Origin of the sequence: Providencia xihuensis, assembly GCF_041953405.1 — a bacterium.
Lineage (GTDB): Bacteria > Pseudomonadota > Gammaproteobacteria > Enterobacterales > Enterobacteriaceae > Providencia > Providencia vermicola.
This window is the reverse complement of the sequence record NZ_CP169565.1, coordinates 3,718,130-3,742,901: the sequence shown is the minus strand read 5'-3', so window position 1 is coordinate 3,742,901 and position 24,772 is coordinate 3,718,130. Positions and strand designations below refer to the sequence as shown.

The 24,772-nt window shown below is 41.8% G+C and carries 27 protein-coding genes; 14 read left to right on the top strand and 13 right to left on the bottom strand.

Translation table 11 applies throughout. The features are described from left to right. Position 1 precedes the first annotated feature (1 nt). From rapZ to kdsD, 9 genes are all read right to left on the bottom strand, one after another. On the bottom strand, positions 2 to 853 hold the full coding sequence (gene rapZ, locus ACE2AL_RS16965; protein WP_206083546.1) for an RNase adapter RapZ: 852 nt from the start codon (positions 851 to 853) through the stop codon (positions 2 to 4). A gap of 119 nt (positions 854 to 972) precedes the next feature. After that, a complete protein-coding gene (gene ptsN, locus ACE2AL_RS16960; protein WP_206083547.1) occupies positions 973 to 1,440 on the bottom strand; it encodes a PTS IIA-like nitrogen regulatory protein PtsN in 468 nt (155 codons plus the stop codon). Between the two features lie 93 nt (positions 1,441 to 1,533). After that, positions 1,534 to 1,821, bottom strand: coding sequence for a ribosome hibernation promoting factor (gene hpf, locus ACE2AL_RS16955; RefSeq protein WP_206083548.1), 288 nt, complete (start codon positions 1,819 to 1,821; stop codon positions 1,534 to 1,536). 22 nt (positions 1,822 to 1,843) lie between these two features. Further along, positions 1,844 to 3,286, bottom strand: a complete 1,443-nt coding sequence (rpoN, locus tag ACE2AL_RS16950) for an RNA polymerase factor sigma-54 (RefSeq protein ID WP_206083549.1) — start codon at positions 3,284 to 3,286, stop codon at positions 1,844 to 1,846. A 43-nt stretch (positions 3,287 to 3,329) separates the two neighbouring features. After that, entirely contained in the window at positions 3,330 to 4,055 is a 726-nt protein-coding gene (gene lptB / locus ACE2AL_RS16945; protein ID WP_206083550.1) for an LPS export ABC transporter ATP-binding protein, read from the bottom strand. Between the two features lie 5 nt (positions 4,056 to 4,060). Further along, positions 4,061 to 4,624 carry a lipopolysaccharide ABC transporter substrate-binding protein LptA gene (lptA, locus tag ACE2AL_RS16940; protein WP_206083551.1) on the bottom strand — a complete coding sequence of 188 codons (564 nt, stop codon included), beginning with the start codon at positions 4,622 to 4,624 and terminating at the stop codon, positions 4,061 to 4,063. Next, on the bottom strand, positions 4,608 to 5,201 hold the full coding sequence (gene lptC / locus ACE2AL_RS16935; RefSeq protein WP_206083552.1) for an LPS export ABC transporter periplasmic protein LptC: 594 nt from the start codon (positions 5,199 to 5,201) through the stop codon (positions 4,608 to 4,610). Before lptC ends, lptA begins: the two co-directional genes overlap by 17 nt. Before the next feature lie 16 nt (positions 5,202 to 5,217). Further along, a complete protein-coding gene (gene kdsC, locus ACE2AL_RS16930; RefSeq protein ID WP_206083553.1) occupies positions 5,218 to 5,778 on the bottom strand; it encodes a 3-deoxy-manno-octulosonate-8-phosphatase KdsC in 561 nt (186 codons plus the stop codon). Between the two features lie 14 nt (positions 5,779 to 5,792). Continuing rightward, positions 5,793 to 6,761, bottom strand: a complete 969-nt coding sequence (kdsD, locus tag ACE2AL_RS16925) for an arabinose-5-phosphate isomerase KdsD (RefSeq protein WP_206083554.1) — start codon at positions 6,759 to 6,761, stop codon at positions 5,793 to 5,795. A gap of 468 nt (positions 6,762 to 7,229) precedes the next feature. Between kdsD and mlaF the strand changes: the two genes are divergently transcribed. The 7 genes from mlaF to murA all read left to right on the top strand — a co-directional run bounded on the left by mlaF (position 7,230) and on the right by murA (position 12,065). Continuing rightward, positions 7,230 to 8,033, top strand: coding sequence for a phospholipid ABC transporter ATP-binding protein MlaF (mlaF, locus tag ACE2AL_RS16920; protein ID WP_206083555.1), 804 nt, complete (start codon positions 7,230 to 7,232; stop codon positions 8,031 to 8,033). 6 nt (positions 8,034 to 8,039) lie between these two features. Next, positions 8,040 to 8,822 (top strand): lipid asymmetry maintenance ABC transporter permease subunit MlaE, encoded by a 783-nt coding sequence (gene mlaE / locus ACE2AL_RS16915; protein ID WP_047756206.1) that lies wholly within the window; start codon positions 8,040 to 8,042, stop codon positions 8,820 to 8,822. Positions 8,823 to 8,825: 3 nt separating this feature from the next. Then, positions 8,826 to 9,323 carry an outer membrane lipid asymmetry maintenance protein MlaD gene (gene mlaD, locus ACE2AL_RS16910; protein WP_206083556.1) on the top strand — a complete coding sequence of 166 codons (498 nt, stop codon included), beginning with the start codon at positions 8,826 to 8,828 and terminating at the stop codon, positions 9,321 to 9,323. Between the two features lie 36 nt (positions 9,324 to 9,359). After that, on the top strand, positions 9,360 to 9,989 hold the full coding sequence (gene mlaC / locus ACE2AL_RS16905) for a phospholipid-binding protein MlaC (RefSeq protein ID WP_206083557.1): 630 nt from the start codon (positions 9,360 to 9,362) through the stop codon (positions 9,987 to 9,989). 1 nt (position 9,990) lies between these two features. Beyond that, complete coding sequence (gene mlaB / locus ACE2AL_RS16900; RefSeq protein WP_206083558.1) at positions 9,991 to 10,281, top strand: lipid asymmetry maintenance protein MlaB; 291 nt, start codon at positions 9,991 to 9,993, stop codon at positions 10,279 to 10,281. A gap of 214 nt (positions 10,282 to 10,495) precedes the next feature. Continuing rightward, positions 10,496 to 10,750: a BolA family protein gene (gene ibaG, locus ACE2AL_RS16895; protein WP_206083559.1), complete on the top strand. Its 255-nt coding sequence runs from the start codon at positions 10,496 to 10,498 to the stop codon at positions 10,748 to 10,750. Positions 10,751 to 10,802: 52 nt separating this feature from the next. Further along, the gene (gene murA, locus ACE2AL_RS16890; protein ID WP_206083560.1) at positions 10,803 to 12,065 is read left to right on the top strand and encodes a UDP-N-acetylglucosamine 1-carboxyvinyltransferase; all 1,263 of its coding nucleotides are present in this window, start codon (positions 10,803 to 10,805) and stop codon (positions 12,063 to 12,065) included. A gap of 83 nt (positions 12,066 to 12,148) precedes the next feature. Here the strand turns inward: murA and degS are convergent, their stop codons facing one another. The 3 genes from degS to zapG form a co-directional block, all read right to left on the bottom strand. Beyond that, positions 12,149 to 13,213: an outer membrane-stress sensor serine endopeptidase DegS gene (gene degS / locus ACE2AL_RS16885; RefSeq protein WP_206083561.1), complete on the bottom strand. Its 1,065-nt coding sequence runs from the start codon at positions 13,211 to 13,213 to the stop codon at positions 12,149 to 12,151. A 115-nt stretch (positions 13,214 to 13,328) separates the two neighbouring features. Further along, positions 13,329 to 14,723, bottom strand: coding sequence for a Do family serine endopeptidase (locus tag ACE2AL_RS16880; RefSeq protein WP_206083562.1), 1,395 nt, complete (start codon positions 14,721 to 14,723; stop codon positions 13,329 to 13,331). A gap of 374 nt (positions 14,724 to 15,097) precedes the next feature. Beyond that, positions 15,098 to 15,502: a Z-ring associated protein ZapG gene (gene zapG / locus ACE2AL_RS16875; protein WP_206083563.1), complete on the bottom strand. Its 405-nt coding sequence runs from the start codon at positions 15,500 to 15,502 to the stop codon at positions 15,098 to 15,100. Positions 15,503 to 15,835: 333 nt separating this feature from the next. On the opposite strand from zapG, the gene zapE reads away from it, so the two are divergent. The 5 genes from zapE to sspB all read left to right on the top strand — a co-directional run bounded on the left by zapE (position 15,836) and on the right by sspB (position 19,768). Continuing rightward, on the top strand, positions 15,836 to 16,960 hold the full coding sequence (gene zapE, locus ACE2AL_RS16870) for a cell division protein ZapE (RefSeq protein ID WP_375083710.1): 1,125 nt from the start codon (positions 15,836 to 15,838) through the stop codon (positions 16,958 to 16,960). 306 nt (positions 16,961 to 17,266) lie between these two features. After that, complete coding sequence (gene rplM, locus ACE2AL_RS16865) at positions 17,267 to 17,695, top strand: 50S ribosomal protein L13 (protein WP_006814213.1); 429 nt, start codon at positions 17,267 to 17,269, stop codon at positions 17,693 to 17,695. A 14-nt stretch (positions 17,696 to 17,709) separates the two neighbouring features. After that, a complete protein-coding gene (rpsI, locus tag ACE2AL_RS16860; RefSeq protein ID WP_004258235.1) occupies positions 17,710 to 18,102 on the top strand; it encodes a 30S ribosomal protein S9 in 393 nt (130 codons plus the stop codon). A gap of 522 nt (positions 18,103 to 18,624) precedes the next feature. Then, positions 18,625 to 19,266 carry a stringent starvation protein SspA gene (gene sspA / locus ACE2AL_RS16855; protein ID WP_206083565.1) on the top strand — a complete coding sequence of 214 codons (642 nt, stop codon included), beginning with the start codon at positions 18,625 to 18,627 and terminating at the stop codon, positions 19,264 to 19,266. Positions 19,267 to 19,288: 22 nt separating this feature from the next. Beyond that, a complete protein-coding gene (gene sspB / locus ACE2AL_RS16850; RefSeq protein WP_375084322.1) occupies positions 19,289 to 19,768 on the top strand; it encodes a ClpXP protease specificity-enhancing factor in 480 nt (159 codons plus the stop codon). 60 nt (positions 19,769 to 19,828) lie between these two features. Here sspB and ACE2AL_RS16845 read toward each other — a convergent pair whose 3' ends face one another. Further along, complete coding sequence (locus ACE2AL_RS16845; protein WP_206083566.1) at positions 19,829 to 21,235, bottom strand: FAD-dependent oxidoreductase; 1,407 nt, start codon at positions 21,233 to 21,235, stop codon at positions 19,829 to 19,831. A gap of 301 nt (positions 21,236 to 21,536) precedes the next feature. Between ACE2AL_RS16845 and arcB the strand changes: the two genes are divergently transcribed. Then, positions 21,537 to 23,885, top strand: a complete 2,349-nt coding sequence (gene arcB / locus ACE2AL_RS16840; protein ID WP_272681725.1) for an aerobic respiration two-component sensor histidine kinase ArcB — start codon at positions 21,537 to 21,539, stop codon at positions 23,883 to 23,885. Positions 23,886 to 24,117: 232 nt separating this feature from the next. Beyond that, positions 24,118 to 24,768 (top strand): isoprenoid biosynthesis glyoxalase ElbB, encoded by a 651-nt coding sequence (gene elbB / locus ACE2AL_RS16835; RefSeq protein ID WP_206083568.1) that lies wholly within the window; start codon positions 24,118 to 24,120, stop codon positions 24,766 to 24,768. The last annotated feature ends 4 nt before the right edge of the window (positions 24,769 to 24,772 follow it).

Below are 24,772 nucleotides of genomic sequence, written 5' to 3'. Positions count from 1 at the left end.
GCTACTTGCGTTTTTCGAGAGTCCTGTGGCGCGATTGCACGTTTTTACCACGGGAGCGGAAATAGTCAGCAAGCTGTTCTGCAACATAGACAGAACGGTGTTTCCCCCCCGTACAGCCAATCGCAACGGTTAAGTAGCTACGGTTGTTCGTTTCTAGCATCGGTAGCCATAACTCTAAATAGCTACGGGTTTGGTAGATAAAGTTGTGAACTTCAGTGTGCCTATCCAAGAATGCAGCAACAGGGCGATCAAGGCCTGTCATTGGGCGCAGTTTCGGGTCCCAGTGTGGGTTTGGTAAAAAGCGCACATCAAAAACATAGTCCGCATCAATAGGGATACCATGTTTGAAGCCGAAAGATTCAAACACCATTGTCAGCTCACGCTCACGTTTGCCCATTAAACGCGTTCTTAGCATTTCTGCAAGTTCATGCACAGACATCTCAGAGGTATCGATAACTAAATCTGCCCGTGAACGAAGAGGCTCTAGGAGCTCATTTTCTTCGTCAATTGCGCTTTCAAGAGACAGGTTTTTACTTGAAAGTGGGTGCAACCTGCGAGTATCGCTGTAGCGGCGGATCAGGGTGTTGCGATCGGCATCCAGAAACAATAGTTGTGGAGAGAAGCTAGCGGGTAATTTATCAATCGCTTCTTCAAACACTTCTGGATTGTCGGGCATATTACGCACGTCGATACTCACTGCTGCTGAGATGTTACGATCAGCCAGTGAATTGGCTAACTCTGGCAGTAATACGACTGGCAGGTTATCCACGCAATAGAAACCCATATCTTCCAGCGCACGTAAGGCAACGGATTTCCCCGAACCGGAACGGCCGCTGACAATCATCAGCACCATGAGCTTACTCCCTTTCGTTTCCTAATGATGTATTTCTTAATAAACTGTGTTTTGCATGTTTTTAATGATAAAAACCATAGCAATATCATTAATCTATAGCAAGACACATAAATTATCACTTACTCAGTAATAATACTATATAGTTCATCATCACTTTGTGCGCTACGCAGACGCTTACAGAATGTTTTATCGGCCAGCTTTTTGGCGATAAGTGAGAGCGTGTGTAAGTGCGTTTTGCATTGATCAGATGGCACAAGTAGTGCAAAAAGCAGGTCAACAGGCTGATTATCAATCGCATCAAAGGCAATAGGTTCTTCTAAATGCAAAAATACACCAACAGCATGGGAACTTTCGCTTTCATCTAACTTGCCATGAGGGATTGCAATCCCGCCACCAATACCCGTGGTACCGACTTTTTCTCTGGTTAATAACGCTTCAAATACCGTATTTTCAGGTAATTCCAATTCAACGGCAGCCAGCTCACTAATAATTTCTAGGGCTCTTTTTTTACTGGTGCACACAATATTATTACGTGTACAGGCTGATGATAAAACATCGTTTAACTGGATTTCTATATCACTATTCATTTTATTGTTCACTTAGGACTACAAAACCAGATGATGTATGCCACCATCTGGTTTGAAACATTCGTTGGCTAACGAATCAGCCACCTCAATGTATTAATGTTGTCTCAGTTTTTCTTTATGTTTGGTTAATTGGCGCGACAGTTTGTCTACCAGTAAATCGATAGCGGCATACATGTCATTTTCTTCCGCTGATGCATGGAGCTCCGCTCCATTGACTTGCACGGTTGCTTCAGCAATTTGCTGAACTTTTTCAACTTTCAGGACGACTTGGATACTGTTAATACGGTCAAACAGTTGCTCTAATTTACTGAGTTTTTTCTCAACAGTTTCACGCAGTGCTGGAGTAACTTCAATATTGTGTCCAGTAATCTGAAATTCCATACAACCTTCCTTATTTTATCAATTAAACCAGTTGTTTACGCTGGTTTGAGGGCGGAATAGATAACGATTCACGATACTTAGCAACAGTACGACGAGCCACTTGAATACCTTGCTCTGCCAGCATACTCGTCAATTTACTGTCACTCAATGGTTTTGCGGGGTTTTCCGCAGCAACCAGTTTTTTCACCAAGGCTCGAATCGCGGTAGAGGAGGCTTCGCCACCTGTATCCGTGCTTACATGGCTGGAGAAAAAATACTTCAACTCAAAAATGCCTCGTGGGCTGTGGAGAAACTTTTGAGTTGTCACTCGCGAGATGGTGGATTCATGCATGTCCACTTGATAGGCAATATCCGCCAGTATCATGGGTTTCATGTGTTCCTCTCCCAGCTCAAAGAATTCTTGTTGCTGTTCGACAATACAGGTCGCCACTTTTAACAAGGTTTCATGGCGGCTTTCTAAGCTTTTAATCAACCATTTTGCATCTTGCAGGTGGCTGCGAATATATTGTGTATCATCATCGCTAGCTGAACTATTTGCCATCGAAGCATAATGATTGTTAATACTGAGTTTAGGAATGCTATCTGTATTTAACTCAACTTGCCAGTGCCCAGCTATCTTTTTCACTAAAACATCAGGAATAACATATTCCGATTCACCTGTATTGATAGACTGCCCTGGCTTTGGATTTAATGCGAGAATTAAGTCGATAGCCGTTTTTAAAGCATCTTCCTTTAAACGCGTTAATTTACCAAGCTGCCTAAAATCACGGTTAGCCAGTAAATCAATATGGTTGGTAATGATTAACTTTGCTTCTTGTAGACCTTCCGTTTCTTTTGGGTAGAGCGAAAGCTGAATTAATAAACACTCTTTTAAATCTTGTGCCGCGACACCAAGTGGGTCAAAGTGCTGGATGCGTTTAAGTACCGCAATCACTTCTTCTAAACTAATTTCTGGATTATCAATCCCTTCATGTATATCAGAGATTGTTGTTGTGAGATAGCCAGAGTCATCTATGGAGTCAATAATTGCGGTGGCAATAGCACGGTCAGTATCCGTAAACGGCGTGAGATCCGATTGCCATATCAGGTAATCTTGCAGTGTCTGAGTGGTTTCACCTTGGTAAACAGGGAGTTCATCGAAGCTGTAATCGTTGCTGGTACCTGAAGGTGTTCCTGCTGTGTAGATTTCGTCCCAATCCGCATCAAGAGGAAGTTCTTCAGGCATGTCATTGTTTTCTAAGGCGTCTTTGGTATCGAGCTCACTGCTGTCTGTGGTGGCAAGGGAATCAATCGAGTCAGTTTCAGAACCTAACTCTTCTTGCTCAAGAAGCGGGTTAGTTTCCAACGCAAGTTGGATTTCTTGTTGAAGCTCAAGTGTAGAAAGTTGCAGCAGACGGATTGCCTGTTGTAATTGAGGGGTCATCGCAAGTTGTTGACTGACTCTGAGCTGCAAACTTTGCTTCATGAAACTGTTTTCTTCTCCCTAACAATAGAATACGACATACGGTTTATAACCGGAAACCTTCACCTAAGTATACACGTTTCACTTGTTCATTTTCCAATATCATGGTTGGTGTACCATGGGCAATCAGGTGACCTTGGCTGACAATATAGGCTCTTTCACACACATCTAACGTTTCACGGACGTTATGGTCGGTAATCAAAACACCGAGGCCATAGTCACGTAAATGTTGGATAATTTTTTTAATATCCAAGACAGAAATTGGGTCGACACCCGCAAAGGGTTCATCCAATAAGATGAATTTTGGATTAGCGGCGAGGGCCCTTGCAATCTCAACTCGGCGGCGTTCCCCACCAGAAAGGGATTGCCCCATGCTGTCGCGAAGATGTGTGATGCTAAATTCTTCCATTAACTCTTCAGCACGTTCTTTACGTTGGGAAGAGGTTAAATCTTCGCGGATTTCCAATACCGCCATCAGGTTATCATAAACGCTAAGGCGACGGAAAATAGAGGCTTCTTGAGGAAGATAGCCAATACCGCGGCGCGCACGTTCATGCAGTGGCAGTAAGCTGATATCTTCACCATCAATTAAAATTTTGCCCGCATCCCGCTGAACAATGCCCACAACCATATAAAAGGTGGTGGTTTTACCGGCACCATTTGGCCCTAACAGGCCAACAATTTCGCCTGATTTAACTTCAAGGCTGACATCTTCAACAACCTTGCGTTTTTTATAGGATTTAGCCAGATTCTCTGCGGTTAGTGTCGCCATAACGATTATTTACTCTTACCCGTAGTTGCTGATGAATTGTTTGCTGCTGGGCCTTTTTCTTGCAATTGCGCTGGCAAAATCACAGTAGTCACGCGCTTGCCTTTATCACTAAAGGCTTCCATTTGCTGTGTTGGCACAACATAGGTGATTTTGTCGCCTTTAATATTGCTGTCTAGCTGCTCTAAATACGCACCGCCCGTTAACGTGACGAGCTGTTTATCAACTTCATAACGCGCTTTGTTTGCATGGCCTTTAATTGGCTTGCCGTCATCTTGTAGCTGATAAAAGGTCACAGGGTTACCAAATGCTTCGATGACGATTTTATCGGAGTCGCTGCTTGGACGTGTTACAACCACTTTGTTGGCTCGAATATCAATTGAACCTTGTTTAATGATGACGTCATCGGTAAATGTGGTGACGTTCTTTTCTAGATCAAGGGATTGCTTAACCGAGTTAATTGTCATCGGTTGCTGGGTGTCACTTTTTAATGCCATCGCTGGGAGGCTAAGAGCCAAAATTGCACTGGCAACCGCTCCTTGAATAAAACGCTTCTTAGTTACTTGATTCATTTTGATGCTCTTCTGGTTGTAACACATAATGAGTTTTCACATCTTCGATTAATTCTGCGGTTCTAGTACGAAGATTTCCCTTCATTTTTAGACCAGTAGAATTAAGACCATGTCCAATAATGGTCACTTTATCGTCAGATGAAACGTCTTGTGTTGTCAAATTGACAACTGCACTTTCAGTTGTAATTCGTTGAATTTGCGACTCTTTCGTTAAGCTATCGACTTGAACATCACTGTACAGATAAAGCACTCGATCGTTTGTTAACCTTGCTTTAAAGGCAGTGACTGTCCATGTTGGCACGCCCGCTTCATTATAAGTGGTTAAAACGGGTTTCGAAAACCACGTGATTTTTCCTTCGGTATAATTATCAATTTTATCCGAAACGAGTTTATACGCTAGATTTCCTGTTGGGTTATAGACGTAAGTTACTGAATCATCAGTTTGATAATTAGGTTGCCCATCATTGATTACTTTTTCCTGTGAGTCTGATGTGTCATTACCCGCTAAATTCCAGCCGATAAGCCCCAGCACAACTAAGGATAAAATAATGATTAACCACTTCTTCGCATTGCTCATGAATTCAATCTATTCGTTATATCGATAAGCCTTTTGCTTCTTCCAATTTACCTTGGGAAAGAAGGATCAGGTCACAAAGTTCACGTACTGCACCCTTTCCACCAGCGATGCGTGTTATGTAGTTCGCTTTTGGTAATAGCAGTGGATGTGCATCCGCAACAGCAACAGATAGCCCAACTCGAGCCATTACTGGCCAATCGATAAGGTCGTCGCCAATATAAGCTACTTCGTCTTCTGCTAGCTGTAGTGTATCCAACAGTTCGCGATACGCCAAAAGCTTATCGCTTTGGCCTTGGTAAAGATGTGTAATGCCTAAAGTTTTTGCTCTATCTTCAAGGAGTTTCGCTTTTCTGCCTGTAATAATGGCGACGTCAATATTGGACGTTAATAGACAACGAATGCCATAGCCATCACGTACATTAAAAGCTTTGAGCTCTTCACCACTATTGCCCATATATACCAAGCCATCGGACATCACACCGTCAACATCACAAATTAGCAGCTTAATTTTAGCGGCTTTTTCGATAACGGATGTTGCCACAGGGCCGTAGCAAGTATCCACGTTTTGAGAACTCATGGTATTTCCTTATATTATACAACACCTGCTTGGAGCAGATCGTGCATGTGTAAAACACCGACTAATTTGTTGTCTTGTGCGACTAATAATGAGGTCACGTGTTTTGATTGCATTAAATTAAGCGCTTCAACCGCGAGCATATTGGGCGAAACCCGAATGCCACCTGGCGTCATGAGATCTGCAATTTTCGCGTTATTTAGGTCAATTCCCATATCAAAGATACGGCGCAAGTCACCATCTGTAAAAATGCCCTCAATATTCATATCGTCATCACAGATAACCGTCATACCCAGTTTTTTACGGGTTATCTCGACTAAAGCTTCCCGCAAAGACGCGCTTTTAGGGATATGGGGGATATCTTCACCCGTATTCATTAAATCACGAACTAAGAGTAAAAGTTTGCGCCCGAGTGCGCCGCCTGGGTGAGAAAGTGCGAAATCATCCGCTGTAAACCCACGGGCAGTCAATAATGCGATAGCTAAGGCATCACCCATGACTAAGGTTGCGGTTGTACTGGTCGTTGGCGCGAGCCCTAATGGGCAGGCTTCCTGTGGTACTTTAATGCACAGGTGCACATCTGCATATTTCCCCATATTACTATCAGGGTTGTTAGTCATACAGATTAAGGGAACCTTAATACGTTTTAAAACAGGTAGTAACGCTAAAATTTCCCCTGATTCCCCTGAATTTGAAATGGCTAATACCACATCTTTACTAGTGATCATGCCAAGATCGCCATGGCTAGCCTCACCAGGATGAACAAAAAACGAAGGTGTCCCAGTACTAGCTAATGTTGCGGCAATCTTCCTGCCAATGTGCCCCGACTTTCCCATACCCATAACGACAACTTTGCCTTTACAGCCGAAAATCAGTTGGCAAGCACAGTCAAAATCATGATTAATATATTGTTCGAGGTTTTTTAAGCCGTCGTGTTCGATATGGAGAACTTCTTTACCTACTTTCTGAAAATCGAAGTTTGACATTTCTAGTTCCATGCGTAGCTTTTAAGTTAATCGGATTAGCGAAATCAAATTGTATAACGAATACTTAGTATCAGTAAGTATTTTGTCTGTTAAGCTATTCTTAATGATAGTTTTGCACCTAATCGCTATTTTGTTTATGTTTAAGGTAGATGAAATACGCTGTCATTAGCACCCTAAACCAAAAATGTATTCGCTAATTCACGTATTCTCATGCTAGTAAATTGCAACACTCTAAGAGCTATCTGCTTTTATTAATGAAAGAGTTACCTAACTATAGGTAAATTCCATAGGGAGTTAGCCGCTTTTTAGAGATAAAAAACAGCTACAATATTAACAATTACCTTTTTGACGCTATGATACTATAAATTCCACTTTGTTGTGATATTTGACGATTTTCAGTTTATCTTTCGGTAATATCTGAACGGATAAATGCATACTCAGGCATGATGTATAACGAGTTATTTAATAATGCAATCACAGACAGACAACTTAATTGAAGTACGGAACATGTCCTTTACTCGAGGCAATCGGAAAATATTTGAAAATATTAACCTGACTGTCCCTCGTGGTAAAATTACGGCAATAATGGGGCCATCTGGGATTGGTAAAACCACATTGCTGCGCTTGATTGGTGGGCAATTACGGCCAAGTGAGGGGGAAATTTGGTTTGATGGTGACAATATTCCGTCGCTATCACGTTCCAAGTTATATCAATCACGTAAAAAAATGAGCATGCTATTCCAATCAGGAGCGCTGTTCACCGATATGGATGTGTTCAATAACGTGGCATTTCCGCTGCGAGAACACACAAACTTGCCAGAGTCTTTAATTCACACGACAGTGATGATGAAATTAGAGGCGGTTGGGTTACGCGGCGCCGCAAAATTGATGCCATCAGAGCTTTCGGGTGGGATGGCTCGCCGTGCTGCACTCGCACGTGCCATTGCCCTTGACCCTGATTTGATCATGTTTGATGAACCCTTTGTGGGGCAAGACCCAATTACTATGGGGGTCTTAGTTAAATTAATTGATGAACTGAATCAAGCGCTTGGCGTAACGTGTGTGGTCGTTTCTCACGATGTGCCAGAGGTATTGAGCATTGCAGATAATGCGTATATTGTTGCCCAGCAGCATGTTATTGCTCAGGGAACGGGTGAAGAGCTGCGTGATAATCAAGACCCTAGAGTGCGCCAATTTCTTGATGGTATCGCTGATGGTCCCGTGCCGTTCCGTTTTCCTGCCAATGATTATCTGGCCGATTTATTAGGGTAAAATAAGATGATAATAAAGGCGATAGCAGCCTTCGGACGTCGGTGGATTGATATTTTTTCTGCCTTTGGTCGAGCTGGATATATGCTGTTTCGTGCCTTATTGGGGAAACCTGAATTTGGCAAGCAGTGGCCACTTCTGATGAAGCAACTGTATGCTGTGGGCGTACAGTCTTTATTGATTGTGGCCGTATCGGGCTTATTTATTGGCATGGTACTGGGGCTACAAGGTTATCTTGTCCTCACCACATTCAGTGCAGAAGCTAGCCTTGGCATGATGGTGGCGCTTTCTTTATTAAGAGAGCTTGGCCCTGTTGTGACGGCCTTGTTATTTGCAGGGCGTGCAGGTTCGGCGTTGACCGCCGAAATTGGCTTAATGAAAGCTACGGAACAGATTTCGAGCTTAGAAATGATGGCAGTTGACCCATTAAGACGGGTTATTGCGCCACGCTTTTGGGCGGGTTTTATTAGTATGCCTTTGTTATCACTGATTTTTGTGGCTGTCGGGATTTTAGGTGGCGCATTAGTCGGTGTGGATTGGAAGGGGATTGATGAAGGCTTTTTCTGGGCATCAATGCAATCTTCTATCGACTGGCGATTAGATCTGGTTAACTGTGTTATCAAAAGTTTAGTGTTTGCTTTTACGGTGACGTGGATCGCACTGTTTAATGGCTATGATGCAATTCCAACCTCGGAAGGGATCAGCCAAGCAACAACGAGAACCGTTGTTCACGCGTCATTGTCTGTTTTAGGACTGGATTTCGTACTTACCGCACTGATGTTTGGGAACTAAGTCATGCAAAGTAAAAAAAGTGAAATATGGGTTGGCTGTTTTATGTTGTTGGCGATTGCCGCAATTATCTTTTTGTGTTTAAAAGTCGCCGATTTGAAATCAATTGGTAGCCAATCTACCTATCAAATTTCAGCGTCTTTTGAAAATATTGGTGGCTTGAAAGAAGGTTCTCCGATCAAAGTCGGTGGTGTGGTTGTCGGCCGTGTTGCCAGTATCACTCTCGATAAAAAGAACTATGTACCTGAAGTGAAAATCGACTTATTAAGTGAATATGACAATATTCCAGATTCAAGTTCTTTATCCATTCGTACATCAGGTTTACTGGGTGAACAGTATATTGCCATGAATATTGGCCCTGATGATGAGGAGTTAGGGATTGCGATTTTGAAAGATGGCGGACGCCTTGAGGATACTAAACCCGCTATGGTGTTAGAAGATTTAATCGGGCAGTTCTTGTATAAGAGTGGCGATAGCCAAGGTGCAGAGCCTGCATCTAAGTAATGTGAAGCTCCCTCAAAATAGTTAAAGGAATGAATTATGTTTAAACGTTTAATGATGGTTGCCATGTTGGCTATTGCGCCATTTGCGATGGCAGTAGACCAAACTAATCCGTATAAATTAATGGATGAGGCGGCAGCAAAAACTTTTACTCGGTTGAAATCTGAACAGCCGAAAATCAAACAAGATCCTGAATATCTAAGAACGATTGTCCGTGAAGAATTACTGCCTTATGTGCAAATTAAATATGCAGGTGCACTCGTTTTAGGTACTTACTATAAAGGCGCAACACCCGCACAACGTGATGCCTACTTTGCGGCATTTGAAGATTACCTTGAGCAGGTTTATGGCCAAGCATTGGCGATGTACCATGGTCAAACTTACCAAATTGCACCAGAACAACCTATTGGTGATAAAAACATTGTTGCCATTCGCGTAACGATAACTGATACCAATGGCCGTCCACCAGTACGCTTAGACTTCCAATGGCGTAAAAACAGTAAAACAGGTTACTGGCAGGCATATGACATGATTGCTGAAGGCGTAAGCATGATCACCACCAAGCAAAATGAGTGGGGGGATATTTTACGTAAGCAAGGTATTGATGGCTTAACAAAACAGTTAGAAATCAGTGCAAAAGCCCCAATTACGTTAGAAGAGAAAAACTAATATGAGCCAGGTATTGGCATGGGAGAAAACGCAATCAACGTTGTATCTGACGGGGTCATTAGACCGTGACTCATTGATGTCGTTTTGGGACAAAAAGTCCCCACTGCTGGAACATATTGAGAAAATAGATGTTTCTGGCTTAACCCATGTAGATTCAACGGGGCTGGCTATGTTAGTTCGCTTAAAAGGTGAGTTTCAAGCCAAAAAACAGCCTCTGAATATTATTGGGGCCAGTGATAACTTGAATACACTTATTGAGTTATATGGGGTGAAAAGCATCATTCTAGATTAAGGCGATGAGTCTTAAATTTAGTCAAGTTATGTAAAAATAAGCGCCTCTACGTGCATTTGTGCGTAAGAGGCGTTTTCTTTGGTTTAAGTGTTAGGCGTAATCCTTTAGGATAGGCGTTATGCTCTTTTAATTCGAGTTGTGACTAATTGGGCACATTCAACTAGAATTAGCCAGAGTAAAATTAAAAACCACAAATAATCATAATAGAGTCACTATGGAAACCAACGAAATAAAACAAGTATTGATGGAAAAGTTGTCTCTGGATGAGGCTATTGTTACGGGTGATGGTAGCCACTTTCAGGTTATCGCTGTCGGTGACATGTTTGACGGTATGAGCCGTGTTAAGCAACAGCAAGCAATTTATGCGCCATTGATGGAATATATTGCGGATAACCGCATCCATGCTCTATCAATTAAAGCGTACACCCCTGCGCAATGGGAGCGCGATCGTAAACTTAGTGGCCTTTGATTTCAAAGCCTAAGCGAACAGCCTGTACAATTCGACATACGAGAATACTTGAATGGATAAGTTTTTAGTTAAAGGACCAACCCGTTTATCGGGTGAGGTTACTATTTCTGGCGCGAAAAACGCTGCGCTGCCAATCCTGTTCGCTGCTCTATTGGCTGAAGAGCCAGTAGAAATACAGAATGTTCCTCATTTGAGGGATATCGACACCACCATCAAATTATTGAACCAGCTTGGTACGAAAGTGAAACGCAATGGTTCTGTATTTGTTGATGCGAGCACAGTAAGCACTTACTGCGCGCCTTATGACCTCGTGAAAACTATGCGTGCTTCTATCTGGGCGCTGGCACCTTTAGTGGCACGTTTTGGTCATGGTGAAGTTTCTCTGCCAGGTGGTTGTGCTATTGGTGCTCGTCCTGTTGATCTACATATTTCTGGTTTAGAACAGTTAGGTGCAAATATTGTTTTGGAAGATGGTTATGTGAAAGCTACCGTCGATGGTCGCCTGAAAGGGGCATGCATCGTGATGGATAAAGTCAGTGTTGGAGCAACTGTTTCAATTATGACCGCAGCCACATTAGCTGAAGGCACTACCGTCATTGAAAATGCTGCGCGTGAGCCTGAAATTGAAGATACTGCCAACTTCTTAAACACTCTTGGTGCAAAAATTACAGGTGCAGGAACTGACCGTATTGTGATTGAAGGGGTGGAACGTTTAGGCGGTGGGACATACCAAGTTCTGCCAGACCGTATTGAAACAGGCACATTCTTAATCGCAGCTGCTGTTTCTCGTGGTAAAGTCATTTGCCGCAATGCACGTCCAGACACCCTAGATGCGGTATTAGCAAAACTGCGTGAAGCGGGTGCAACGATTGAAATAGGTGATGACTGGATTAGCCTAGATATGGAAGGTAAGCGCCCTAAAGCGGTCACTATTCGTACTGCACCACACCCAGGGTTCCCAACGGACATGCAAGCACAATTTAGCTTACTTAACCTAGTGGCTGAAGGTGCAGGGCTTATCACTGAAACGATTTTCGAAAACCGATTTATGCACATCCCTGAGCTTATCCGTATGGGGGCTCATGCAGAAATTGAAAGTAATACAGTGCTATGTCATGGAGTTGAGAAATTAACTAGTGCACAAGTGATGGCAACAGATTTACGCGCATCTGCAAGTCTAGTGATTGCTGGCTGTATTGCGGAAGGCACTACAACGGTTGACCGTATTTACCACATTGACCGCGGTTATGAACATATTGAAGATAAACTGCGTGGCTTAGGGGCAGATATTCAGCGTGTTCATTCAGACGACTAGTTTTCTCGTTTATTGAATTGAAACAAAAATGCCGTTCAAACTGAATTGAACGGCATTTTTATATTAAAATTCATTTGGTAGCATCATCCTGCTTGCCCTTCAGGATTTTCTTCTATAATCACATCGATCGTTTTCATTTCACCATCGCGTAATATTTGCACCGACACTTTACTGCCAGGGCGAATTTCTGCAACTAAGTCCATCGTTTCAGCGGCAGAAACTGCAGGTTTTCCATCAACAGATAAAATAATATCCCCTTGCATAATACCCGACTTAGCGGCTGGGCCATTTGGGGCAACTTGGAAAATACGCAGTCCTTGTATCTGATTGATATTATTGTTGTTTGACCTTATTTGCGGTAGTTCACGTGCAGTAATACCAATATAACCACGGATCACGCGGCCATCACGGATCAGCTTATCCATAATTTTTGTTGCAAGCGCGGTTGGGATAGCAAAACTGAGGCCTTCAGAGGTAATGCCTTGCCCCGCGGTAAAGGACAGAGTGTTAATTCCCACTAACTCACCTTCGGTATTAATCAGTGCTCCACCTGAGTTACCTGAGTTAATCGAAGCATCTGTTTGTAAGAAATTTTGCCGACGAGTGGAGCTTAAGCCAACACGACCTGTCGCACTGATAATACCTTGAGTCACAGTTTGACCAATATTGTACGGATTGCCAATGGCTAAGACGACATCCCCCACATGGGTGACACGTTGAGTATTAATTGGGATCACTGGGAGGTTATCGGCATCAATTTTTAATACCGCAAGATCGGTGAGCGTATCAGAGCCTACCAGTAACGCATCAAAAATTGCGCCATCTTGCAGTGCGACTAAAATTTGGTCTGGGTTATCAACAACATGCTTGTTAGTAATGATATAGCCATTCGGGCTCATAATGACACCAGAGCCTAACGATTTAAGTTCACGACCAGACTGGGAGAAGCTACCTTTGGAGCTACTGTAGACATAAACCACGGCAGGGGCTGCACGGCGTACAGCTTTGTTATAACTAACAGGCTCACTATCCGTTTTGCCATACAGTAAATCAGCTAAACCTTGCGGACGCAATGAAGGTACCGCAATGATGATAATCAATGCAGCTAATAGGCCTAGCATGACAGAAATAGTAAGCTTCTTTACCATAAAATATTGGAGATTCAGTTATTTCTTAAACATGTACTGAGCATAACATAAAAAAACAGGCACAGTAGAGTGATACTGAGCCTGTTTTATTGACTTTAAGACCGATTTTTATCAATTAATTACGCATTAATAAATATAAGGTTTCGCCGTCACGTAATACTTTCATTGCCAACACGGGTGGTTTGCCATCGATAATTTTACGGAATTGATCAATAGTTTCAACTCGTTGGTCATTGACGCCAAAGATTAAGTCCCCTTTGACTAAACCAATTGCGGCAGCTGGAGACTTAGGCGCGACGCTATCGACTTGAACACCACGTGTATTGCTAATGGTTGCATTAGAAATAGTTGCACCTAATAATGACTCAGTTAATTTTTCAGCTCTTGTTGCTGAACCTTCATCATTTTCAAGGACGACTTTCACGTCCATCGGTTTACCCGAGCGGATCAGGCCGATAGTAATTTCTTTACCGATTTGGCTAGTGCCGATTTTGGCTCTTAATTCTGCGAAGCTATTGATGCGTTTGCCATCAACAGAGACTAATACGTCCCCAGACTTAATACCCGCTTTTGCAGCAGAGGATTTCGGTAGAACTTCACTGACGAATGCACCACGTTGAGCATCAATATTAAAGGCTTTTGCGATATCAGAATTCATCTCAGTCCCTTTAATACCGAGGATACCGCGCTTAACTTCACCATGTTTAATCAGCTGCTCACTGAGATTTTTTGCCATATTACTTGGAATAGCAAAACCAATGCCGATGTTACCACCACCTGGCGCTAAAATAGCGGTATTGATACCAATCAGCTCACCATTTAAGTTGACTAAAGCACCACCAGAGTTACCCCGGTTGATAGAGGCATCGGTTTGAATAAAGTTCTCTAAGCCTTCAAGATTTAAGCCACTACGGCCTAATGCTGAGATAATACCTGACGTTGCCGTTTGCCCCAACCCGAATGGGTTACCAACCGCGACAGCAAAATCACCAACTCGTAACTTATCAGAGTCTGCGATATTAACTGCAGTTAAGTTTTTGATATCTTTATCGTTAGAGATTTTAAGCAATGCAATATCTGTTTGTGGATCTTTACCAATCAGCTTTACAGCGATTTCACGGCCGTCATTGAGTTGAATTTGAATTTTATCTGCACCATCAATGACATGGTTGTTAGTTAAAATATAGCCTTGTTGCGCATCAATAATCACGCCCGAACCGAGGCCTTCAAAAGGACGCACGCTTTGTTGTTGTGAAGGTGCATTTGGGCCAAAGAAGAATTTCAGCTCTTCTGGAATTTGTTGATTTTGTACACGTGTTCCTGACACATGAATATTCACCACCGCAGGCAGAACTTTTTCAAGCATAGGTGCAAGGCTTGGCATGTTTTGGCTTTGCGCTGTTGCTGGTAATGTTGCAGGTAGCGCCGCGCTACTTATCGTTGGGATAGTGGCCAGTGATAAGCCTAAACTCATTGCTACAGCGGTAAGAAAAAAGTTTTTTCTTTTCATAATTCAGCTAATTCTCTCAAGAATAAAGGTTCAATTCACTGTGGAGCCTTTTATTAGGCAAGCACAATGCGTTTCTATTTGGTTGGTATAAGATTCAATTTTACTGATGACTATGACCACAGATTATGCGCAAAAGTTCCACTTACGGATAGCAATTAACCACTCTTTTACATCTATTTACATGTAATTTAAGTAAGACTTTAACTTCTATACGGTAGTTAAATAAATTGTCTAATTAAATTTAGATGGAAATATTGTTCAAGATTATTAAATGATTATTTCACAGCAGATGATGCGAGTTGAATGGGGGGTTTTAGTTAATACAACAAGAAATCACCAGCAAGTGAGACTTACTGGTGATATACAATTAGAAACTATTTTTCTTTCTCTTCGATAGGTCGAAATAAGCCTGATGCGCTATCCGAATAATCTCTTGGTGGCATTTTTACTGGCGCTTGATCGTTATCGGCTTCAGATTCCGTTAAACGATAGTTAAACGGGTTATCTTGTGCTGGCATATCTGGCATTAATTCAGATGAACTTTGTGCCATATGTTGGTAAAGCTGACGGTAATCACGCGCCATTTTATCCAATAATTCTGCGCTACGAGCAAAGTGGCTGACTAATTCTTTACGGTACTCTTCCAGTTCAGTACTTTTTTTGTCTAGCTCAGCTTGCGCTGTTTTTTGTTGGCGAAGTTTTGGATTACCATAGCGGACAACTAATGCACCGATGATAAAACCAACAATCAATCCGATTAATGCATACTCCCAGGTCATGCTGACTCCTTCATTACTTCAATGTTCGCAGAAATTAAGCGTCGTTACCGTTACTATACCTTAAATAATTCAAGTTGCATGTAGACGTCAAGTAAAGCATCTCAACATATTGTAATTTGGCCGTTAAGTGATGATAAAACCCACAGCGCTTGAATCGAGTAATTGTAAAACAATTAACCGCTTTTTTAAGAGTAGAATCTTAAGGTGAATTTCCTTACTCTATGGTGATTCGTTAACCGAAAGTTAAATGGTAACTGAATCTGGTTATAATAAAGGCAGTGTATATCAAATAACGGTAAAAAAACCGAAAATTTTTTAAGGATTATTCAGTTAATGTCACCGATGACCCCTACAATGCGTTATCAACAAGCGCTAGCGGATGGCAATTATCAGCCAGATGACGTGCAAAAGCTTGCCGTAGAACGTTTAGATAAAATTTATCAGCAACTGACTCAAGCTGTTTTAGCTGTGCCAGATAGAAAGAATAACGGTTTTTTTAGCCGATTATTAGGGAAAAACGCGGCCAATAAATCAATAGAGCCTGTTCAAGGCTTATATATGTGGGGCGGGGTAGGTCGCGGTAAAACATGGCTTATGGACATGTTTTATGAAAGCTTACCTGGTGATCGTAAACTTCGGTTGCATTTCCATCGTTTTATGAAGAAAGTGCAGGAAGATTTGATGGCTTTACAAGGGCAGGAGAACCCGCTAGATATCATTGCGGATGAATTTAAAAAGCAAACTGATGTGCTGTGTTTTGATGAGTTTTTTGTCTCTGATATTACTGACGCGATGATACTGGGAACACTGCTAGAAGGTTTGTTTGCCCGCGGGATCACGCTGGTTGCCACGTCAAATATCATTCCTGACAATTTATATCGCAATGGCTTACAGAGGGCACGGTTTTTACCTGCTATCGAACAAATCAAAAAATATTGTGATGTAATGAATGTTGATGCAGGGATTGACTACCGCTTACGGACTTTGACGCAAGCTCACCTCTTTTTATCTCCGATAAATGCACAAAATCGCCAGCACTTGGATGAGATTTTTGTCAAATTGTCGGGTAAGGAAGGTAAGTTAAACCCAGTTTTAGAGGTCAATCACCGGAAAATGCAAGTGCTTCGCTCAGCGGAAGGCGTTTTAGCCGTAGAGTTTAAAGTGCTATGTGAAGAGCCGCGTAGTCAAAATGACTATATTTACTTATCAAACTGTTACCACACGGTTTTATTGTACGATGTCCCTTCGATGGGGTCGAGAGATGAAAATCCTGCACGGCGTTTTCTTGCGCTGGTGGATGAGTTTTATGAGCGTAAAGTGAAATTGGTGATTAATGCAGAAGTCCCGATGGAATCATTATATCAAGGGCAACTTTTGGCCTTTGAATACCAACGCTGTTTATCTCGCTTACAAGAAATGCAAAGCGAAGAATACTTAAAAATTCCACATTTGGCTTAAGTTTTTTGCTTGCATGCGAGTTTCAGCGCAAAAACACGCTAAAACGTTTAAATTAAGTACAAATAGCGTTTGATATTCACACAAACGTAAAAAAAATGCATTTGGGGTCGATTTTTGTTTCTGACTTCTCTATAATCTTGCGACCCCACGTTACAGCGCTATTTTTTATTTCCCAAAAAATAACGCATAATGCCAGTTAGGCTGCTCGAAGGGGTAGGTTTACTGGACAAAGAGTCGTGTGAACCTCAGAAAGCTTATGAACATGAGTGTTCACCAACGTGTAACTTCAATATTGGGTAAGTTTTAATGAAAACTTTTACAGCTAAACCAGAGACCGTAAAACGCGACTGGTACGTTGTTGATGCAGATGGCAAAACTTTAGGCCGTCTTGCAACAGAAATTGCTAGCCGTCTGCGCGGTAAGCATAAAGCGGAATACACTCCGCACGTGGATACTGGTGATTACATCATCGTTCTGAATGCAGAAAAAATTGCTGTTACCGGCAAAAAACGCGAAGACAAAATCTACTATCGCCACACTGGCCATGTAGGTGGAATCAAGCAAGCAACTTTCGAAGAAATGATTGCTCGCAGTCCTGAGCGTGTGCTTGAAATCGCGGTTAAAGGCATGTTGCCAAAAGGACCTCTGGGTCGTGCAATGTACCGTAAACTGAAAGTTTACGCAGGTAATGAGCACAACCACGCGGCTCAACAACCGCAAGTTCTTGACATTTAATCGGGATTATAGCAATGGCTGAAAATCAATACTACGGCACTGGTCGCCGCAAAAGCTCATCTGCTCGTGTCTTTATTAAGCCGGGTAGCGGTAACATCACAATCAATCAGCGTACGCTGGAACAGTACTTTGGTCGCGAAACTGCGCGCATGGTCGTTCGTCAGCCGTTAGAATTGGTTGAAATGTTGGAAAAACTGGATCTGTACATCACTGTTAAAGGTGGTGGTATTTCAGGTCAAGCAGGCGCAATCCGTCACGGTATTACTCGTGCACTGATGGCTTATGATGAGACTCTTCGTTCTGATCTGCGTAAAGCTGGTTTCGTTACCCGTGATGCGCGTTCTGTTGAACGTAAGAAAGTGGGTCTGCGTAAAGCTCGTCGTCGTCCACAGTTCTCCAAACGTTAATTTATTGCCCTGTGGGCATAAAATTGATGAAAAAACCCGTCTTTATGGCGGGTTTTTTATTGCCTAAAAATTAATAAACTGACGTTTAAAGATAATTTAAAAAAGAATTAAATATAATTAGCAGAAAAAGACAACGAATTAGTCTAAAATTTAAAATAATCACTCTTTGGTAATAAAAATTGTTTTTTTTATCATATTATTTAGATAACCATGGAGTTAACTTTAAGATTTATTGTTTTTTAATTTTGGTTAGTTTTGTTTTTTATTTTGATTTTTGTGTAATTGTTGTTCTTCAATGAAATAAACCTATGATTTTTCCTATCACTCCCCCCTAAGCTGTACAAAATCTGTTAGAATATGCCCCTGTTTTTTTATTTCATCATTTCTCGCCTTTCTGTGCGGGAGGGTTGTGTTGACTTTCAGTATGGATAAATGAAAGTAGGACACAGGGGATTTTAAAATGGGTAACGGGTAATTAAAAATTAATTACATTTCGTCCATTTTTGTAATTTGGAGGTTTTAATGGCTGTCGCTCCTAACAAACGTTCGGTAATGACATTGTTCTCAGGCCCAACTGACATTTTTAGCCATCAGGTACGTATCGTCCTGGCAGAAAAAGGGGTTAGCGTCGAAATTGAACATGTTGAACCTGGTCATCCGCCTCAAGATCTCATTGATCTCAACCCGTACCAAAGCGTTCCGACACTCGTTGATCGTGAGCTGACTTTATATGATCCGCTGATTATCATGGAATATCTTGATGAGCGTTTTCCTCATCCTCCATTAATGCCTGTTTACCCTGTCGCGCGTGGAACTAGCCGTCAATTAATGCATCGCATTGAAAAAGACTGGTATTCTCTGATGCACAAAGTAGAAAAAGGCAGTGCTCAGGAAGCGGATAGCGCCCGTCGTCAACTAACGGAAGAGTTAATTGCCGTTTCGCCTGTTTTTGCTGAAATGCCATTCTTTATGAGTGATGAATTTAGCTTGGTTGATTGCTACTTAGCGCCGCTGTTATGGCGTTTACCTGTACTGGGTATTGAATTGAAACCTGCTAATAGCAAACATTTACAGATGTACATGCAACGTGTATTTGAGCGTGATGCATTCTTAGCATCTTTGACGGAATTAGAACGCGAAATGCGTCTGTCAGCAAGAGGCTAAAAGTATGATGGAAATGACAGCAATGTCACCACGTCGCCCTTATCTGTTACGTGCCCACTATGAGTGGCTACTCGATAACGATATGACCCCGCATTTGGTGGTTGATGTCACTGTTCCTACTGTTAACGTTCCAATGGAATTTGCTCGGGATGGGCAAATTGTATTGAATGTTGCACCACGTGCTGTGGGTAACTTTGAAATTACCAATGACGAAGTGCGTTTTAATGCACGTTTTGGTGGAGTTCCTCGTCAAGTGTATGTCCCAATGGCCGCAATTATGGCTGTGTATGCGCGTGAGAATGGTGCAGGGATGATGTTTGAACCTGAAGCAGCCTATGATGCACAAATATCTTCTGATTTTGAAGACGTAGATGATTCGCCAGAAGAAGGGATTTCATTAGTTCAAGATAGCTCATTAGTTGAGCATAGCGCTGAAGAACCTTCGGATGATGAGCCACCAAGACCACCAAAAGGCAGACCTGCGTTAAGAGTGGTTAAGTAGCAAATTCACTTCATGTTGATAGAAAAACAGAGGGATTTTCCTCTGTTTTTTTATGTTCTTCTATACCCCTAAAAAAAGTAAAATACCCTCGGCGGCACTGCGTCCATCGGCAATTGCATTGACAACCAGGTCTGAACCTCGAACGGCATCCCCCCCAGCAAATATTTTTTCATGGGAAGTTTTGAAAGGAAACGGGCTATTGCGATTTACACAAATATGCCCCTGCGAGTCAAATTGTACAAGGCTATCTTCAACCCAAGGTTGTTTGTGCGGGCGAAAACCGAAAGCAACAATGACGGCATCCGCTTCAATTGTAAAATCTGAATTTTTGATAGGCTCTACGGCGTTTCGTCCCTCTTTGAGTTCACCATTTTGGGTGCGGACGACAGAAATTCCGCGGACTTTTTGAGCCTCATTCAAAAGAATCTCAGTGGCTTGTAAATGAAAATAAAATTCAGCCCCTTCTTCAATTGCATAATTTATCTCTTTTAGTGAAGCAGGCATACTTTGTTTGTCACGCCGATATATACAGGCCACCTGCGAAGCACCTTGGCGAATCGCTGTTCGCACACAGTCAATTGCAGTATCACCTCCGCCGAGCACAACCACATTTTTTCCCTGTAAATCGATATAAGGTTCAAGAGGTAAAGGTGGGAGTTGCATCAAATGACGTGTGTTAGCAATTAAATAAGGTAGGGCATCATAACAGCCCTGAGCGTCATTCCTGAGCAGTTCACCTTTAATTGCACTGTATGTACCTGTTCCGAGGAAAATCGCGTCATAATCCGTCTCAAGCGTATTGAGATGTATATCCTTGCCGATATCGATGTTAAGTTGAAATTGAATTCCCATTTTAGTGAAAATGTCGCGTCGTTGTATCATGACCTGTTTTTCTAATTTAAATGCGGGTATCCCAAAGGTTAATAAACCACCAATTTCGGGGTGTCTATCAAATACAGTCACTTGTACACCATTACGCGCTAAAACATCTGCACACGCAAGGCCAGCAGGGCCTGCACCAACAATAGCAACACGGAAATTCACTGGCGTGACATGGGAAAGATCAGGCCGCCAACCTAGAGAGAATGCTGTGTCATTGATATAACGTTCTATGTGTCCAATGGTGACAGCACCAAAGGTATCGTTCAATACACAGGCCATTTCACACAGTTTATCCTGTGGACAAATGCGGCCACAGATTTCAGGTAAGCTATTGGTATGATGAGATAATTCAGCGGCTTCAATAATACGACCCTCCTCTGCTAATTTTAGCCATTTAGGGATGGCATTATGCAAAGGACATTTCCATTCACAGAACGGACTACCGCAGGAGAGACAACGACTTGCCTGTTGCTGCGTATTGTTGACATCATCAGGCTCATAAATTTCGACGAAATCTATTTTTCGAATATTGACTGCTTTTTTTTGCGGTTCATTTCGCGGGAGACCGATAATTTTGGCGTTCATGGTAGTCCTTACTGAACTTAGTCTGATTTTACATCATACAGTGCGCTTTGAAACCTAAAGCTTAGCACGACAAAAGTCAGTATAAGTCGCACGATTGATCTGTTTTTCAAACGATTATGATGAAAAGTAACCCGAGATACATTTTTACTCGAGCTAAAACAAAGAAAATACCTGATTGTTATTTATCATTAATGATAAAAAATGGCTATTGAATGAGCAGGATCGACATTTTGTATTAATAAACATCCGAATCTGCCCTGTTTGATATATGATTCAAAGAGAATTTTACTAAGGGGTGGTTATGAAAGTACTTCGCGGCCTTGCGCAATACTATGTCGATTTGATGATGAAACTTGGATTGGTGCGATTTTCACTATTACTCGCATCCGCACTTGTTGTACTCGCCATGATAATGCAAATGGCGGTCGCTATCTTCTTGCGCGGGCATGTAGATAGTTTAGATATGGTCGGGTCTATTTTCTTTGGGCTTATTATCACTCCACTTGCGGTTTACTTCCTGTCTGTTGTGGTGGAACAACTGGAAGAGTCACGCCAACGATTATCGCGTATGGTGGATAAGCTTGAGGTAATGCGCAAGCGTGACGCTGACTTAAACACGCAATTACAAGGAAATATAGAGCAGCTCAACCTCGAAATACTTGAGCGTGAAAAAGCGGAACGTGCACATTTAGAATTACTTGAACAACTTAAGCAAGAAATGAAATACCGTGAGCAAACTCAAATTGAACTTGAGCAGCAATCGGTATTGTTACGCTCATTCCTTGATGCCTCCCCTGACTTAGTTTATTACCGTAATGAAAATAACGAATTTTCGGGTTGTAATAGGGCAATGGAACTTCTGACTGGGAAAAGTGAAAAACACTTAGTTGGGCTAACCCCTCTAGATATTTATGATGTGGAAATCGCTTCTAAAGTGATGGAAACCGATGAAAAAGTTTTTCGCCATAATGTTTCTCTAACCTATGAGCAATGGTTGGTTTACCCAGACGGTAGAAAAGCCTGTTTTGAGCTACGAAAAGTGCCATTTTATGACCGAGTTGGCAAACGTCATGGCCTCATGGGTTTTGGTCGCGATATAACAGAGCGTAAACGTTACCAAGAGGCATTAGAGAGCGCGAGTAGGGAGAAGACCACATTTATCTCAACAATCAGCCACGAGCTTCGTACTCCCCTTAACGGCATTGTTGGCTTGAGCCGAATATTGTTAGACACTGAGTTAACTTCGGAACAATCTAGCTATTTAAAAACGATTCATGTCAGTGCAGTGACATTAGGAAATATTTTCAACGATGTCATTGAGATGGATAAGATCGAGCGCCGTAAAGTTCAGTTGGATAACCAGCCAATCACATTATCTGAGTTTGTGAATGATCTCGAAAATTTAAGTGGCTTATTAGTTCAGCCAAAAGGGCTTAAATTTGTCATGGATGTCGCCCCAGCATTGCCGAAAAAAGTACTAACTGACGGGACGCGCTTGCGCCAAATATTATGGAACTTAATTGGTAATGCAGTCAAATTTACACAACAAGGGGAAGTCAAACTCAGCATCTGGCAAGAGTCTGAAAATAAGTTGTTTTTTAGGGTACAAGACAGCGGAATTGGTATCCCCAAAGATGAGCTAGATAAAATTTTTGCAATGTACTACCAAGTAACAGATTCTGCGGGTGGTAAGCCTGCAACGGGAACGGGGATTGGACTTTCTGTATCTCGCCGGCTAGCACAAAATATGGGGGGAGACATCCAAGTTGAAAGTCAAATAGGCGAAGGTTCTACATTTACGTTATCTATTTCTGCGCCTGTTGTTGACGATGAAGTTGTGGAATTTGAAGAAAATGATGATGATTACCCATTACCTGCTTTGCATATTTTATTAGTGGAAGATATTGAGCTAAACGTTGTTGTGGCGTGCTCTGTATTAGAAAATTTAGGGAATACAGTTGATGTCGCAATGACAGGCAAAGATGCGTTATCCATGTTCGCACCTGGTGAGTACGATTTAGTCTTATTAGATATTCAGCTACCAGATATGACAGGGTTGGATATTTCAAGGCAACTGAAACAGCAATATGACAAGGAGGATTTACCTCCACTCATCGCACTGACCGCAAATGTGCTTAAAGATAAAAAAGAGTACTTTGATGCAGGTATGGATGGCGTTTTAAGCAAACCATTATCTGTTCCAGCGCTGACTCAAGTTATTGAGCAGTTTTGGGGCGAGCAAGCCGCTCACTCTGAAGACGAGGTTCAAAGCGATATCCCTAAATCAACGGTTGATGAATCAAGGTTAGATTGTGAAATGTTGGAGCAATATATTGAATTGGTTGGCCCTAAATTAATTTATGATGGGCTAGACGTATTTGAAAAAATGCTTCCAGGCTACTTAGCAATTCTCGATTCTAATATGGTTGCAAAAGATCAAAAGGGTATCGTGGAAGAGGCTCATAAGATTAAAGGTGCAGCGGGTTCTGTGGGCTTAAGGAATTTACAGAAAATAGCTCAGCAAATCCAATCTCCTGATTTACCAGCTTGGTGGGATAATGTACAAGAATGGGTTGATGAATTAAAACAGGATTGGAAAGACGATATAGAAACTTTAAGAAACTGGGTTGATGTGCGCACAAAAAAATAACCCCAACCGAAGTTGGGGTGCGCGAATACTGCGCCAACACCAGGGAAATCGTTGATTTGCATGTGGTTTTCATTCTAGGCAAATCATTAAATTAGGTTAATCGCGGTAAGCAATAACATCAAGATACCAAAATTTAGCGAATCTGTTACAAGATTCATTAAAATCTGTGATGAAGATTGATGTTTGCCTGCCTTATCGCTTGAGAGATAATTTACTACAAATGGAGCAAGATATGAAATCAATTGCGGTTATTTTAAGTGGCTGTGGTGTATTTGATGGAAGTGAGGTTCATGAGTCAGTATTAACAATGTTAGCATTGAGTCAAAATAATGCTGAAGTTCATTTTTTTGCACCTGATGAATTACAACCGACTGTTATAAATCATATAAATGGAAAAGAAAAAACAGAAAAACGTAATCAACTAGAGGAATCGGCCCGTATTACACGTGGTAAAATATCCCCTTTGTCCTCTGCGGATGCCTCTAAGCTGGATGCGCTCATTATTCCTGGTGGGTTTGGTGCGGCAAAAAATTTATGTGATTTTGCCGTTAAAGGAAGTGACTGTGAGATTAATAAAGAACTATTAAGTTTAGTTCGCCAAATGCACCAACAAAAAAAGCCTCTAGGGCTGATGTGTATTGCACCTGTTATGCTTCCGAAAATGTTAAATACATCAGTGAAATTAACTATTGGTGATGACAGCAAAACGATTGCTCAAATAGAAAATATGGGAGGAGAACACATCAAATGTTCAGTAGATGACATTGTTGTTGATGAAGTTAACCGAGTTATAACAACCCCTGCTTATATGCTGGCACAATCAATTTCTGAAGCAAATACAGGGATTAATAAACTCGTTAAGAAAGTATTGGAAATGGCGTGATTAT